The organism is Isoptericola sp. 178, assembly GCF_030586525.1.
GTDB classification, from domain to species: domain Bacteria; phylum Actinomycetota; class Actinomycetes; order Actinomycetales; family Cellulomonadaceae; genus Isoptericola; species Isoptericola sediminis.
Window position 1 is genome coordinate 584969 of record NZ_JAUQYN010000001.1, and the last position, 13866, is coordinate 598834.

The 13866-nt window shown below is 74.3% G+C and carries 12 protein-coding genes, 1 tRNA gene and 1 riboswitch; of the genes, 7 read left to right on the forward strand and 6 right to left on the reverse strand.

Annotated elements, in window-relative coordinates; translation table 11 throughout:
- Positions 1–33 precede the first annotated feature (33 nt).
- Positions 34–726 carry a septum formation family protein gene (locus Q6349_RS02750; RefSeq protein WP_304602749.1) on the forward strand — a complete coding sequence of 231 codons (693 nt, stop codon included), beginning with the start codon at positions 34–36 and terminating at the stop codon, positions 724–726.
- A gap of 294 nt (positions 727–1020) precedes the next feature.
- Positions 1021–1164: riboswitch (cyclic di-AMP (ydaO/yuaA leader) on the forward strand.
- A gap of 4 nt (positions 1165–1168) precedes the next feature.
- Positions 1169–2512: a C40 family peptidase gene (locus tag Q6349_RS02755; RefSeq protein ID WP_304602750.1), complete on the forward strand. Its 1344-nt coding sequence runs from the start codon at positions 1169–1171 to the stop codon at positions 2510–2512.
- An 82-nt stretch (positions 2513–2594) separates the two neighbouring features.
- Here the strand turns inward: Q6349_RS02755 and clpB are convergent, their stop codons facing one another.
- Complete coding sequence (gene clpB, locus Q6349_RS02760; protein WP_304602751.1) at positions 2595–5195, reverse strand: ATP-dependent chaperone ClpB; 2601 nt, start codon at positions 5193–5195, stop codon at positions 2595–2597.
- Positions 5196–5385: 190 nt separating this feature from the next.
- Between clpB and Q6349_RS02765 the strand changes: the two genes are divergently transcribed.
- From Q6349_RS02765 to Q6349_RS02780, 4 genes are all read left to right on the forward strand, one after another.
- Positions 5386–6477, forward strand: coding sequence for a hypothetical protein (locus tag Q6349_RS02765; protein ID WP_304602752.1), 1092 nt, complete (start codon positions 5386–5388; stop codon positions 6475–6477).
- 26 nt (positions 6478–6503) lie between these two features.
- A complete protein-coding gene (locus tag Q6349_RS02770) occupies positions 6504–7478 on the forward strand; it encodes an alpha/beta hydrolase (protein WP_304602753.1) in 975 nt (324 codons plus the stop codon).
- A gap of 80 nt (positions 7479–7558) precedes the next feature.
- Positions 7559–9058, forward strand: a complete 1500-nt coding sequence (locus tag Q6349_RS02775) for an AlkA N-terminal domain-containing protein (RefSeq protein WP_304602754.1) — start codon at positions 7559–7561, stop codon at positions 9056–9058.
- Positions 9055–9567, forward strand: coding sequence for a methylated-DNA--[protein]-cysteine S-methyltransferase (locus Q6349_RS02780; protein ID WP_304602755.1), 513 nt, complete (start codon positions 9055–9057; stop codon positions 9565–9567). Before Q6349_RS02775 ends, Q6349_RS02780 begins: the two co-directional genes overlap by 4 nt.
- 9 nt (positions 9568–9576) lie before the next feature.
- On the opposite strand, the gene Q6349_RS02785 is transcribed toward Q6349_RS02780, so the two are convergent.
- Together Q6349_RS02785 and dcd are read right to left on the reverse strand one after the other, a co-directional pair.
- On the reverse strand, positions 9577–10704 hold the full coding sequence (locus Q6349_RS02785; protein ID WP_304602756.1) for a hypothetical protein: 1128 nt from the start codon (positions 10702–10704) through the stop codon (positions 9577–9579).
- A 101-nt stretch (positions 10705–10805) separates the two neighbouring features.
- Entirely contained in the window at positions 10806–11381 is a 576-nt protein-coding gene (dcd, locus tag Q6349_RS02790) for a dCTP deaminase (RefSeq protein WP_171246924.1), read from the reverse strand.
- Between the two features lie 137 nt (positions 11382–11518).
- Between dcd and Q6349_RS02795 the strand changes: the two genes are divergently transcribed.
- Positions 11519–11592, forward strand: a tRNA-Gly gene (locus Q6349_RS02795).
- Positions 11593–11891: 299 nt separating this feature from the next.
- Here the strand turns inward: Q6349_RS02795 and Q6349_RS02800 are convergent.
- The 3 genes from Q6349_RS02800 to Q6349_RS02810 all read right to left on the reverse strand — a co-directional run bounded on the left by Q6349_RS02800 (position 11892) and on the right by Q6349_RS02810 (position 13783).
- Positions 11892–12230 carry a type II toxin-antitoxin system PemK/MazF family toxin gene (locus tag Q6349_RS02800; RefSeq protein ID WP_304602757.1) on the reverse strand — a complete coding sequence of 113 codons (339 nt, stop codon included), beginning with the start codon at positions 12228–12230 and terminating at the stop codon, positions 11892–11894.
- Complete coding sequence (locus tag Q6349_RS02805; RefSeq protein ID WP_304602758.1) at positions 12227–12496, reverse strand: hypothetical protein; 270 nt, start codon at positions 12494–12496, stop codon at positions 12227–12229. Before Q6349_RS02805 ends, Q6349_RS02800 begins: the two co-directional genes overlap by 4 nt.
- A gap of 240 nt (positions 12497–12736) precedes the next feature.
- On the reverse strand, positions 12737–13783 hold the full coding sequence (locus tag Q6349_RS02810; RefSeq protein WP_304602759.1) for a pirin family protein: 1047 nt from the start codon (positions 13781–13783) through the stop codon (positions 12737–12739).
- Positions 13784–13866 lie beyond the last annotated feature (83 nt).

Here is a 13866-nt window from a genome sequence, read left to right on the forward strand (position 1 = left end):
GGAAGGAGCGCCCGGCTCGGTAGGTTGGCTCCCATGACCGAGCGCCCCGAGGACGACCTCTCCTTCGCCTCGCCCGGCCCGGAGGCGTCCGGCCCCGCCCCGGACGGGACGCGGGGTCCGGCCCGTCCCTCCCCCGGCCCGGCACCGACGGGCGCGTCGGACCGCCGGCCGGTGGACCCCGGGGCCCGCTGGGGCGTCCCCGGACCCACGCCGGCCGAGCGCGCCGCGGCGCGGCGCCGGGCCCGGATCTGGGTGCTGTCGGTCCTCGCCCTGATCCTGCTCGTGGTCGGCGGCGCCGTGGGGGCCTCCTACCTGACGACGAGCACGCGCGAGGAGGCGTGGGAACCCGTCGCGGCCGACGTCACCGCGCCGGAGACCGTCAACGCCGTGCAGCTCGTCCTCGGCTCGTGCCTCGCCGAGGCCCCGACCGACGGCGCCGTGGGACGCGTCGAGGTGGTGCCGTGCGGCGAGCCGCACGCGGCCGAGGTGGTCGGGCGCACCGACGCGTCGGCGGACGCCGTCTGGCCCGGCGCGGACGAGGCGGCGGCCCGCACCGCGCGGGGCTGCACCCCGGACCTCCTGGGCCCGCAGGCGCGCGCGGACGACTCCACACGGGTCGAGCTGGTGGTCTGGGCGCCGAGCGAGGAGTCCTGGGCCGCCGGGGACCGCACGGGGCTGTGCGTGGCCGTCGTGGACGGCACGCGGACCGGCTCGCTCCTGGACTGAGCGGCCGGGAACGTCATCGGATCGGTGCCCGATCTTCACCTCCCCGGCACCCCGGATGGGTCGATCGCCCGATCCCGGCCCTCGGTCGACGGCCGTTTCCGACGGTTCCGGCGCGCCGTGTCCGTCATGTCGGACAGCGTCCCGCCGCCGGATCCCTTCACACCGCCTCCACCATCGGCGCAGGAGGTGACCGTTATCTGACCGTGACCTCCGACCGTTTCGGGGCTAGCGTCCTGTCGTCGCCCGGAGACCGGGCGGCGACCGGCCCGGTGCCCAGTGCTGCCGACGGGACGGCCCACCGGAGCACCGACGGCAGCAGCGGGAGACCCAGGTTCTTCGGGTGACGTCAGCGCCACCCTCGGGGTGAAGCCGTCCATCGGCGGCAGGCCACCACTTCTCGGCCTAACCCGACAGCTCATCTCGCCGGCTGGAGGAGTACCCCATGTCCACACCCTCGCTGGATGCTGCGCGCCCGCAGGGTGCCGTGCGCACCCCCAGGAAACGCCACGCCGCCGTCGCCATGACGCTCACGGCGGCCCTCGCCGGCGGCACGCTGGTCGCCGGCGCCGGATCGGCCGCCGCCGACGACGCGCTCACGACCACCACGGACGAGACCGTCGCCGACGAGACCACCTCGGCCGGCACGACCACCACGGACGCGACCGACACGTCGGTCTCCGACGGCACCGCGACCCCGACGCCGGAACCCGTCGTCGAGGACACCGCGTCGCCCGAGCCGACGACCACCACGGACGGGACGACCACGACGCCGACCGAGGAACCGGCCGCCGAGGACACCGGCACCGCCACCGAGGAGCCCGTCGTCGTGAGCACGACGCCCGACGTCTCGGTGTCGAAGTCCCGCAGCACCGGCCGCAAGGGACAGGGCCACACCCGCCCCCGCTACACGGTCCGCGCGACCGCGGACGGCGAGGCGTTCGCCGGCCGGGTCCGGCTCTACGTCCAGGGCACCAAGGTCGCGGTCAAGAGCCTCGACGGGGACGGCACGATCCACTTCCGCCCCGGGTTCTCCCACTACGACGTCGGCCGCAACGGCATCCGCGTCGTCGTCGCGCCGGCCGCCTCCACCGGGTTGGAGCAGGTGACGAAGCACCGCAGGGTGTGGATCAAGCCCAAGGCGACGACCAACATGTACGTCTCCAAGAGCCGTCACACGGCCACGAAGGGCAAGTGGCACACCCGCCCGAAGTACACGGTGAAGCTGCGCAAGTGGGGCGAGCCCGTCCAGGGCCGGGTGCGCCTGTTCATCTCCGGCGACAAGGTCGCCGTGAAGAAGACCAACAAGTACGGGGTCGTCCGGTTCCGGCCGGGGCTCGGCAAGTACGACCTGGGCAAGAACAGGATCCGCGTCGTCGGGGTGCCGGCCCGGGCCGAGGGACTCAAGAAGTCGACCAAGTACCGGAAGGTCCACGTCAAGCCGAAGATGACCCGCGGCCAGAAGGTCGTCCGGGTGGCCCACAACTACATCGGGCACCGGTACTCGTGGGGCGGCACGTCGCCCGCCACCGGGTTCGACTGCTCGGGGTTCACGTCCTACGTGTACAAGAAGGCGATCGGCAAGACCCTGCCGCGCTCGTCGTCGGCCCAGGCCTCCCTCGGCACGCGCGTCTCGCGCAGCAACGCCCGGCAGGGCGACCTGGTCTACTCGCCGGGGCACATCGGGATCTACGCCGGCAACGGCCGGATCATCGAGTCGGCCCGTCCGGGCGTCGGCGTGGTGAAGCGCCAGATCTGGCAGAGCAGCCCGCGGTTCATCCGCATCTGACCGGCACCGGTCCGGGCGCCGCGAGCGCCCGACGGCCCCGCCTTCCGCACGGAGGGCGGGGCCGTCGTCGTCCCGGCGACGATCAGGCCAGCGAGAGCCCCTCGGCACCCTCGACGCGGTCGACGACGACGGTGTCCCCGTCGGCCGTCTCGCCGGACAGCAGCCGGCGGGCCAGCCGGTCGCCGATCTCGCGCTGGACGAGCCGCCGCAGCGGGCGGGCGCCGTAGGCGGGGTCGTACCCCTCGACCGCCAGCCACCGGCGGGCGGACGGCGTCACGTCGAGCGTGATGCGCCGGTCGGCCAGCCGCTGGGCGAGCGCCGCGACCTGCAGCTCGACGATCCGTCCCAGCTCGTCGAGGGACAGCGCGTCGAAGAGGACCACGTCGTCCAGCCGGTTGAGGAACTCGGGCTTGAAGGCCGTGCGCACCGCCGTCATGACGCTCTCGCGCTTGGCCTCCTGGTCCATCACCGGGTCGACGAGGAACTGCGAGCCGAGGTTCGAGGTCAGCACCAGGATGGTGTTGCGGAAGTCGACGGTGCGGCCCTGGCCGTCGGTGAGGCGACCGTCGTCGAGCACCTGCAGCAGGATGTCGAAGACCTCGGGGTGGGCCTTCTCCACCTCGTCGAGCAGCACCACGGAGTAGGGCCGGCGGCGCACGGCCTCGGTGAGCTGCCCGCCCTCCTCGTAGCCGACGTACCCGGGGGGTGCGCCGACCAGCCGCGCCACCGAGTGCTTCTCGGAGTACTCGGACATGTCGATGCGCACCATGGCGCGCTCGTCGTCGAAGAGGAACTCGGCCAGGGACTTGGCGAGCTCGGTCTTGCCGACACCGGTCGGCCCGAGGAACAGGAAGGACCCGGTGGGCCGGTCGGGGTCCGCCACCCCGGCCCGCGAGCGCCGCACGGCGTCGGACACGGAGCGCACCGCCGCCTGCTGCCCGATGAGCCGCTCGCCGAGCACGTCCTCCATGTGCAGGAGCTTCTCGGTCTCCCCCTGGAGCATGCGGCCGGCGGGGATGCCGGTCCAGGCCGAGACGACCTCGGCGACCTCGTCCGCCCCGACCTTGTCGGCGATCATCGGCGTCTCGTGCGCCGCCTCCTCGGCCGCCTCCTCGGAGGCCTCGGCCTGCTCGGCCTCGACGAGCTCGCGCTCGACCTGCGGGATCTCCCCGTAGAGCAGGCGCGCGGCGGACTCGAGGTCGCCCTGGCGCTGCAGGCGGTCGGCCTCGGTGCGCAGCTCGTCGATGCGGGCGCGCAGGTCGCCCACCCGGTTGTGGCCGGCCTTCTCGGCCTCCCAGCGCGCGGTGAGGGCGGCGAGCTCCTCGCGGCGATCGGCCAGGTCGGCGCGCAGCTTCTCCAGCCGGTCCCGGGAGGCCGTGTCGTCGGAGTCCTTGAGGACGACCTCCTCCATCTCCAGCCGGGTGACGGCGCGCTGCAGCTCGTCGATCTCCACCGGGGAGGAGTCCATCTCCATGCGCAGCCGGGAGGCGGCCTCGTCGACCAGGTCGATCGCCTTGTCCGGGAGCTGGCGCCCGGAGATGTACCGGTCGGACAGCGCCGCGGCGGCGACCAGCGCGGAGTCGGCGATGGTGACCTTGTGGTGGGCCTCGTAGCGCTCCTTGAGGCCGCGCAGGATCGCCACCGTGTCCTCCACGGAGGGCTCGCCGACGAACACCTGCTGGAACCGCCGCTCCAGGGCGGGGTCCTTCTCGATGTTCTCGCGGTACTCGTCGAGCGTGGTGGCGCCGACCATGCGCAGCTCGCCGCGGGCGAGCATCGGCTTGAGCATGTTGCCGGCGTCCATGGCGCCCTCGCCGCCGGCGCCCGCGCCGACCACGGTGTGCAGCTCGTCGATGAAGGTGATGACCTCGCCGTCGGAGGCGGTGATCTCCTCCAGGACGGCCTTGAGCCGCTCCTCGAACTCGCCGCGGTACTTGGCCCCGGCGACCATGCCGGCCAGGTCGAGGGCGACGAGCCGCTTGCCCTGCAGGGAGGTGGGCACGTCCCCGGCGACCACGCGCTGGGCCAGCCCCTCGACGACGGCCGTCTTGCCGACACCGGGCTCGCCGATGAGCACGGGGTTGTTCTTGGTGCGGCGGGACAGCACCTGCACGACCCGGCGGATCTCGGCGTCCCGGCCGATGACCGGGTCGAGCCGGCCGTCCCGGGCCTGCTGGGTCAGGTCGGTGCCGTACTGCTCCAGGGCCTTGTAGGTGCCCTCGGGGTTGGGGCTGGTGACCTTCCCGGAGCCGCGGACGGCGGGCAGGGCAGCTCGCAGCGCGTCCGCGGTGGCGCCGGCGTCGGTGAGGGCCTGGGCGGCGGCCGAGCGGCCGGCGGCGACCGCGATGAGCAGGTGCTCGGTGGAGACGTACTCGTCGCCGAGCGCCTCGGCCTCCTGGGCCGCGGTGCTCAGCACGGTCTGCATGGCGCGGGACGGCGAGGGCTGGGCCACGCCCTCACCGCTGGCGGTGGGCAGCGCGACGAGGGCCGCGCGGGTCTTCTGCCCGATCTGCTGGGGGTTGGCACCGACCGCCTCGAGCAGACCGACCGCCACCCCGCCGGTCTGCTGGAGCAGCGCCGACAGGAGGTGGGCCGGCTCGAGCTGCGGGTTGCCGGCCGCCGATGCCGACTGCACGGCGTCGCCGATCGCCTGCTGCGACATCGTCGTGAACTTGGTGTCCATGGATCCTCCGGGTCCGGGGTCGTGATGACTGCTGAGGTCAACCTCCGCAGAGTTGAGTCTATTCCGCTCAACTTTGCGTCGCCACGCGAGGGTCGGCGCTGATGGGACGTCGCCCGGCACCGCGGGTGAATCCTGCCGGGCGACCCGGGGCCGGGGTGCCGGTCCCCGCCCGGTCGGCGATGCTGGAACGGTGAGGACCACCACGCCCGTCCACGCGCCCGCCACGAACCGCCCCCGTCGCCGGCACCCGCTGCGGCGCGCCTCCGTCGCGGCGCTCGCGACCGTCGGCCTGCTCGCCCTGGGCGGCTGCATGAAGGTCGACTGGGACATGACCCTGCACGAGGACGACACCGCGTCCGGCACCGTGATCATGGGTTTCTCCGACGAGCTCGCCGAGTCGATGGGCATGGACCCCCAGGAGCTGTGGGACATGTCCAACGAGGGGGGCGACTCGTTCACCGAGGGCATGCCCGAGGGGTCCACCGAGCAGCCGTACTCGGACGGCGAGTACACCGGCGTGGAGGTCACGTTCACCGACCAGCCGATCTCCGAGATGGCCGGCGGCGCGGAGGACGAGCTCTCCGTCACCCGCGAGGGCGACGAGTTCGTCGTGGACGGCGTCTTCGACCTCAGCGAGGACGCCGCGGACATGGGGGACACCGGCGACCTGCCCGAGGGCCTCCTCGACAGCTTCGACATGCGCATCGCCGTGACCTTCCCCGGCGAGGTCACCGAGACCACGGGCGAGGTCGAGGGGACCACCGTCGTGTGGACCCCCACGTTCGGCCAGGTCACCGAGGTCTACGCCCGCGGCTCCGCGGTGGGCGACGGCGCGGCAGCCCCGGAGGAGGGTGCCACCGACGAGCCCACCGAGGACGCCGACGAGGGCACCACCGGCACCGGTGACGACGTCGCCGACGCGGCCCAGCAGGACGACGCGGGCTTCCCCTGGTGGATCGTCGGCCTGGTGCTCGGCCTGGCGGTCCTGGGTGTGGTGGTCGCGCTCGTCGTGCGCAACAACCGGCGGCCGGGTCCACCCGCCGCGGGGGCACCCGGGAGCGGCCCGGCGCCCTACGCCGCCGGCGGCGTCCCGCCCGGGTACGGTCAGCCGCAGCAGCAGGCACCGCCCGTCGTGCCACCGCAGCAGACCGCACCGCAGCCCTACCCCCCGCCGTACCAGGGACCCGCGCAGCAGCCGCCGGCAGGTCCGCAGCAACCCCCGGCCGGCCCCCAGCAGCCTCCGCAGGACCCGGACGGCACCCCGCCCGCCGCTCCGCGCTGACCCTCCGTGGCCGCTAGCCTCGGGCCATGACGCAGCTCGAGGACGGCACGGCCCCCACGCCCGGCACCGACTGGCACCCGGACCTGCTGGGCGACGGGTTCGAGGCCCGGACACTGCACCTGCCCGACGACGCGACGGCCACCCTGGTCCGCCACACGCCGTCCGTGGCCCCGCAGGGCGCCCCGGCACGGGTCGCCGTGCTGGTCGTGCACGGCCTGGCGGACTACTTCTTCCACCCCCACGTGGCCAGGGCCCTGGCGGCGGCCGGGTTCGCGGCCTACGCCGTCGACCTGCGCGGCCACGGACGATCCTGGGACGCCCACGCCGCCGCCGGCCGGGACCCGAACCAGGAACCGGACCTCGCGGTCCACGCCGTGGATCTCGACGCGGCCGCCGACGCCGTCCGCGCGGCCGGGCACGAACACCTCGTGGTCATGGCCCACTCCACCGGCGGCCTCGTCGTGCCGCTGTGGGCGTCGGCCCGCCCGGGACGCGCCGACGCGCTGGTGCTCAACAGTCCGTGGTTCGAGCACCACGCCCCTGCTCCCGTGCGGTGGGTCTCCGCCGCCGTCGCCGAGGCGGTCGCCCCGCTGGCGCCCCGGGCCGTGCTCGGCCATCTCGACGATGCCTACCCCCGCGCCCTGCACCGCGCGCACGAGGGGGAGTGGGACTTCGACCCCGCGTGGAAGCCGCTCGAGCCGTTCCCGGTGCGGGCCGCCTGGTTCCGCTCCGTCCGTCGGTCGCAGCGACGTCTGGCGCGCGGGCTGGACCTGGAGATCCCGGTGCTCGTGGTGACCTCGGACCGCACGACCCGCACCGAGCACCTGAGCAGCGACACGGTGCTCGACGTCGACCAGATGCGCGCGATCGCCCCCCGGCTGGGGGACGACGTCAGCCTCGTCACGATCCGCGGCGGGATGCACGACCTCGCGCTCTCGCCCTCCCCCGCGCGCGAGGAGTACCTGCAGGTCGTCGTCGACTGGATCCGCGCCGCCGTCTGAGGCCCGCCCGCACGCGGGGTCCCATCGTCGTGTCCGATTCCCGCTAGCCATCGTGCCGCCCGCCGGGTGACGATGACGCCATGACCGACGAACGGGCCGAGCGCTACCGCGCCATCGCCGCGCGCGACGCACGGTTCGACGGCCAGTTCGTCACCGCCGTGCGCACCACCGGCATCTACTGCCGGCCGTCCTGTCCCGCCCGCACGCCCAAGCCGGAGAACGTCACGTTCTACCTGACCAGCGCGGCCGCGCACGACGCCGGCTTCCGCGCCTGCAAGCGGTGCCTGCCCGAGGCCACCCCCGGCACCCCCGCCTGGGACGTGCGCCGGGACGCCGCGGGCCGCGCGATGCGGCTCGTGGCCGACGGCGTCGTGGACCGCGAGGGCGTGGCCGGGCTCGCCGCACGCCTGGGCTACAGCCCCCGCCACCTGCACCGGGTGCTGCGCACCGAGCTCGGCGCGGGCCCCCTCACCCTGGCTCGCGCCCAGCGCGCCCAGACGGCGCGCACCCTGCTGACGGGCACGGACCTGCCCGTGGCGGACGTCGCCTTCGCCGCCGGGTTCGGCAGCATCCGCCAGCTCAACGACACCGTGCGCGCCGTGTTCGCCACCACGCCCACGGAGCTGCGGCGACGGCGTCCGGCACCCGTCGGCACCGCGACGGCCGGGGACCGGGTCCACCTGGACCTCACCCTGCCGGTGCGCGAGCCGTTCGACGCCGCGGGCACGGTCGCCTACCTGGCGGCCCGCGCCGTCGCGGGCGTCGAGACCGCCTCGCTCGACGGCCCCACCGCCCGCTACGCCCGCACCCTGCACCTGCCGCACGGCCCGGGTGCCGTCGCGGTCACCGCCGGGCCCCCCGTCGGACCCGGCCGGCTCGCGGCCCACCTGGAGCTGTCCTCGTGGCAGGACGTCGCCACCGCGGTCGCCCGGCTGCGCCGGCTGCTGGACCTGGACGCCGACCCCGTGGCCGTCGACACCGCGCTGGCCGACGACCCCGTCCTCGCCCCGTCGGTCGCCGCCCGCCCCGGGGCCCGGGTGCCGGGGGCCGTGGACGCCCACGAGATCGTCGTCCGCGCCTGCGTGGGACAGCAGATCTCCGTGGCCGCCGCCCGCACGCACCTGGACCGGCTCACGTCGGCCGCCGGCACGCCGTACCCGTCGACGATCGACGGCCTGGACCGTCTCTTCCCCACCGCCGCGCAGGTGGCCGCCGACGACGGGACGCACCTCGCGCTGCCCGCCCGGCAGCGCCGCACCGTCGTCGACACGGCCCGCGCCCTGGCCGACGGCACCCTCACCGTCGACGTGGGCGCCGACACCGCCGACCTGCGCGCCGCCCTCGAGGCCCGGCACGGGATCGGCACGTGGACGTCGGGCTACGTGGCCCTGCGGGTCCTGGGCGACCCCGACGTCTGGCTGGACGGGGATGCCGCCCTGCGGGCCGGGGCCCGCGCCCTGGGGCTCCCCGACGACGCCTCCCTCGCCGCCCGGGCCGACCGCTGGGCCCCGTGGCGCTCGTACGCCGCCCGGCACGTGTGGCAGGCCGCCGCACCCCGCTCTGGAAGGAACACCCCATGATCGCCGCCACCACGCTCGACACCCCCGACGGAGCGTTCACGCTCGTCGCCGATGACGGCACCGTCCTGGCCTCGGGCTGGACCGACGACGTCGACGCGCTGGTCGGACTCGTCCACCCGGACCTGCGCCCCACCGCCGTGACCGAGGTCGACCCGGGGCACGCGGCGGTCTCCGGACCGGCCGCGGCCGTCGCCGCGTACTACGCGGGCGACCTCGACGCCGTCGGCCGCGTCGCCGTCGTCCAGCGGTCCGGCCCGTTCCGCGAGCACGCCTGGCAGGTGCTGCGCCAGGTGTCGCCCGGCGCCCCGGTCACCTACGCCGAGTACGCGGACCGGGCCGGGCGCCCGGCCGCCGTCCGGGCGGCGGCCGGGGCGTGCGCGCACAACGCGGCGGCCCTGTTCGTCCCGTGCCACCGGGTGCTGCGCAGCGACGGCACGACGGGCGGCTTCCGGTACGGACCGGCGGTCAAGGAGTCGCTGCTGGCCCGCGAGCGCTCCGCCGCCGGCTGACCGGGGCCGTCAGCCCAGGTCCTCCGGGGCGAGGAGGAACTCCGACTCGTCGGCGATCTCGCCGCCGACGGCCGCGTGGATCGCGGCGGCGACCTTGGCCACCAGGTCGGCGGCCCGCTTGCGGGCGACCACCAGACCGGCCTGCGGGAACTCCATCTGGGCCTCGAACTGGTCCGGCGGGTCCCACACGACGCGGTAGCAGATCGCCCCGGCGGCAGCCCACGGCAGCTCCTTGACCAGCAGCGGCAGCACCTCGTCGCCGCTGACCTCCACCGTGACCCAGCCGTCGTGGCCGAGGTCGATCGTCAGCCCGTAGCCGTCCAGGACGACGGGCGCCTGCAGCGCGGCGATGTCGAAGTCGTCCGCCCGCGCGTGCACCTCACGGCGCAGGTCCGGGTCCATCTTCTCGCCCGGGTACAGCGGCTTGTCGGCGATACCCTGCGGCGGCCCCTGGTAGTCGGCGCCCTGGGTGGCCAGGACGACGCGGGGATGGACCTCCTGCAGCACCCGGTGGGCGGCCTGGGGGTCGAGCCACACGTCGGACCACACCGTGAGGTCGACCGCCGCACCCGGGTCCGGGGTCAGCACGACGCCGGACCCGGCGCCGCGGCGCTGGGCCTCGGCCGGGTCCCAGAGACCGGCCACGTCCAGACGGACCGCACCGCCGAGGCGGCGGGCCGCCGCGATGAGCCACTGCACGACCCGGTCCTCCTCGCGGGTGGGCAGACCCGCCGGGAACGCCCGGGCGAGGCCGTCGCGGTCGCCGCCACCGGGGTAGGGCGCGTCGTCCCAGCGCTCGCGCGGGCAGACGACGTCGAAGACGAGGGCGGAGCGGGCGGGCAGCCCCGGCTCGAACCCGTCGCCGGACGGCGCGTAGGGGCCGTGGACGTGGCTGTGCCGCGTCAGACGGAGCACACCGGGCTCGCCGGGGCCGGCGATCCGGCCGGCGGGCAGGTCGGCGCCGGGCAGGTCCGCCGGGACGACGTCCCAGCGGGTGCCGCTGAACCGGGACAGGGCGAGCACCTCGACCTCGTCGACGGCCACGTCGTCGGGCACGGCGAGCAGGTGCCGGGCCTGGTGCCCCTGCGTGGAGGCACGCGGGAGCGGTGGCAGGGGCGGGGACGAGGTCTGGGCCATCGGGTGACGTTCCTTCCGGGTCCGGGAGTCCGGCCGACGGAGGTCGCCGGCGCGGCGGGTCCGAGCGTACCGACGACGGTCGCCGCCGTTGAAGGGCCCGTTCATACGTCGGTGCGGTGGAAGGACTGCCAGGACCGGCTCGCCGTCGGGCCGCGCTGGCCCTGGTAGCGCGAGCCGTACCGGGCCGAGCCGTACGGGTGCTCGGCCGCGGAGGAGAGCCGGAAGAAGCAAAGCTGTCCGATCTTCATCCCGGGCCAGAGCGTGATCGGCAGGGTGGCCACGTTGCTGAGCTCGAGCGTGACGTGCCCGGAGAACCCCGGGTCGATGAACCCGGCGGTGGAGTGCGTCAGCAGCCCGAGACGACCGAGCGAGGACTTGCCCTCCAGCCGGGCGGCGACGTCGTCCGGCAGCGTCACCGTCTCGTAGGTGGACCCGAGGACGAACTCCCCCGGGTGCAGCACCAGCGGCTCGCCGGACTCCACCTCGACGAGACGGGTCAGCTCCGGCTGCTCCTGCGAGGGGTCGATGAACGGGTAGCGGTGGTTGTCGAACAGCCGGAAGAACCGGTCCAGGCGCACGTCGATGCTCGACGGCTGGACCATCGCCGGGTCGTACGGGTCCAGAGCGACGCGTCCGCCGTCCAGCTCGGCCCGGATGTCGCGGTCGGAGAGCAGCACGAGGCCCACGGTAGTCCGCCACGCGGCCCTGCGTCAGGAGGTCCGCGGCGTGGTCCGGCACGCGCTCAGGGGCCGATTCGGGTCACCAGCGGTTGTTGGGTATGATCGCCGTGCGCGCATCGACGTCGGTGCGCCGCGCGGGTGTAGTTCAATGGTAGAACTTCAGCTTCCCAAGCTGACAGCGCGGGTTCGATTCCCGTCACCCGCTCCACCGCGAAGGCACTCCCTCAGGGTGCCCACCTCATCTGCAGGCCTCTCCCAGCCGTCCGTACCACGAGGACTTCGGGAGAGTAGTGGCAGCACGAACACAGCGCCGACGCACCAATGGAACGGTCCGCAAGGTTCCGTCCGGCTGGGCGAAGCGCCCTTCGGGGCTTGCTCACGTACTGGCTCCAGACCCGATCCGACTCCGCGGACTCGACGAAGGCCCTCAACCAGCGGCTGTCCGGAACCCCACAGGCGTCCCGAGTTCTTGGCGGGATCGATCGTCGCCAGGATCGCCGAGAAGCTTCAGGCGCCCTCCCAGGGGGCGGGTACGAGCCCGAGGTAGCGGGCGAGCGCTTCCTCCACCAGCACCATGTCATCGTGGGCCAGGTAGTCGACCGGGTCGTCGCCGAGGTAGACGACGTCGACGGTGCGCACCTGGTCCACGAGGACCCGCGTCAACTTGCCGGCCACCTCGAGCTCAGGACGGAACGACAGCGCCCGCGCGCTGGTCGAGGTCGGCACGACGGTCGCGACCGTCCATGGGGCGCTGCTGGGGGACACCACGATCCCGTACCGCTTCCCGCCCTGCTCGTGGCCGCGGGCCTCGCCGAGGTCGACGGGGTAGACGGCGCCGCGGATCACCAGGCGTCCGGCTCGTCGTTCAGGTTCTCGTCCTGGTTGGCGGCCATGTCGGCGCGAGCCTGGTCGAGCCACCGTTCCTGCTCGACGAGCTGCAGACCGCGGCGGACGGCGTCGGACTTGGTGACACCCTCGGACGCGAGGCGGGACAGGATGCGGCGAGTCTCCGGGGAGGTGCGCACCGTGACGGAGGAGGACTGCCGTCCGGAGGAGCTGACGCGGCCCTGTCCGGTCTCGGCGCTCCGCCGGGAGGTCTTCGTGTCGCTCATGAAGTCATGCTACGCCCGCCGTCTCACAATTGTAAGACGGGGAGTCGGTACCCATGCCAGAACCGCGCGGGGGATGCGACATCGACGAGGCGCTGGTCCCTTGAGCCGAGGACCTGGGCGGTGACTATTCCACGTCATCTTCCCCAGCTGACAGCGCGGGTTCGATTCCCGTCACCCGCTCGCTGATCGTCGAGGCCCCGTACCGGTTCCGGTGCGGGGCCTCGACGCGTTCGCGGGCTGTCAGCGACCCGGCTGCGTGCGCGGCTTCAGCCGCACGTCGGGCAGCGCGGGGGCGCGCAGGGGGCCGCCCTCGTAGCCGTCCACCCGACCAAAGCGGCGTCCTTCCGCCCCCTCGACGTACCCGGTGGAGCCGTCGGCGAGGTCCGTGAGCTGCGCCGACCAGTCGGCCCGTGCCGCGACGACGTCCTCGTGGCTGCGGCCCACGAAGTTCCACCACATGACGACGTCCTCGGTGAAGGGCGCACCCCCGAGAAGGATCGCCCGCACGGGCTCCGCACCGGCGGTGACGACGAGCCGGTCGCGGCCGGGTGCGGCGTAGGCGAGCTCGGACGGCGGCACCACGGTCCCCTCGAGCGTCGCCTCCCCGGCGTCGACCAGCAGCCCGTGCTCGAAGCCGGGGTCGACGTCCAGCTCGAGCCGGCTCCCGGCCGGGAGGTCGAGCTGGGCCCCCACGAGCGGGGAGTAGGTCCGGGCCGGCGAGGCCAGCAGGTCGCCCGCGACACGGAGCGAGCCGAGGAAGACCTGGACGCGCACCCCGTCGACGTCCGCCACCGGCAGGTCGGCGTGGTGGTCGAACCGCGGGGCCGTGCCGGCGTCGGACGAGGGCAGCACCGTCCACAGCTGGACGCCGTGCAGCGTCGGCGGGCGGGGACGGTCCGGCGTGGACGGCGTCGACTCCTCCGAGTGGGAGATCCCGTGCCCTGCGGTCATGAGGTTCAGCTCGCCCGGACGGACGAGCTGCTCGGAGCCCACCGAGTCGCGGTGCAGGATCTCCCCGGCGAAGAGCCACGACACCGTCTGCAGGCCGATGTGCGGGTGCGGCGGCACCTGCATCCCGGCGGAGGACGAGACGTCGTCGGGCCCGTAGTGGTCGCAGAAGCACCACGCCCCGATGAGGGACCGTCGGCGCTGCGGGATCGTGCGCCGGACGGTCATCGCCCGGGGTCCGCCGAGTGGCACCTCACGGGAGGTGAGGAGCTCGATGTCGTCGGGGGCGTCACCGACGGCGCACACCCGCTCGGCCGGTCGCAGCTCGAGGTTGCTCATGGATCGGAGCCTACGCGCGCCAGCAGTCCGTGACATGGCCGAGGCCCCCGGGGCGGCCGGGGGCCTCGGCAGGAACCACGTTC

Excerpts from the sequence above, each read along its gene's own strand:
- Q6349_RS02780 (WP_304602755.1), top strand. The coding sequence starts at position 9,055 with ATGATCGCCGCCACCACGCTCGACACCCCCGACGGAGCGTTCACGCTC.
- clpB (WP_304602751.1), bottom strand. The coding sequence starts at position 5,195 with ATGGACACCAAGTTCACGACGATGTCGCAGCAGGCGATCGGCGACGCC.
- Q6349_RS02755 (WP_304602750.1), top strand. The coding sequence starts at position 1,169 with ATGTCCACACCCTCGCTGGATGCTGCGCGCCCGCAGGGTGCCGTGCGC.
- Q6349_RS02775 (WP_304602754.1), top strand. The coding sequence starts at position 7,559 with ATGACCGACGAACGGGCCGAGCGCTACCGCGCCATCGCCGCGCGCGAC.
- Q6349_RS02750 (WP_304602749.1), top strand. The coding sequence starts at position 34 with ATGACCGAGCGCCCCGAGGACGACCTCTCCTTCGCCTCGCCCGGCCCG.
- Q6349_RS02810 (WP_304602759.1), bottom strand. The coding sequence starts at position 13,783 with ATGAGCAACCTCGAGCTGCGACCGGCCGAGCGGGTGTGCGCCGTCGGT.
- Q6349_RS02805 (WP_304602758.1), bottom strand. The coding sequence starts at position 12,496 with ATGAGCGACACGAAGACCTCCCGGCGGAGCGCCGAGACCGGACAGGGC.
- Q6349_RS02770 (WP_304602753.1), top strand. The coding sequence starts at position 6,504 with ATGACGCAGCTCGAGGACGGCACGGCCCCCACGCCCGGCACCGACTGG.
- Q6349_RS02785 (WP_304602756.1), bottom strand. The coding sequence starts at position 10,704 with ATGGCCCAGACCTCGTCCCCGCCCCTGCCACCGCTCCCGCGTGCCTCC.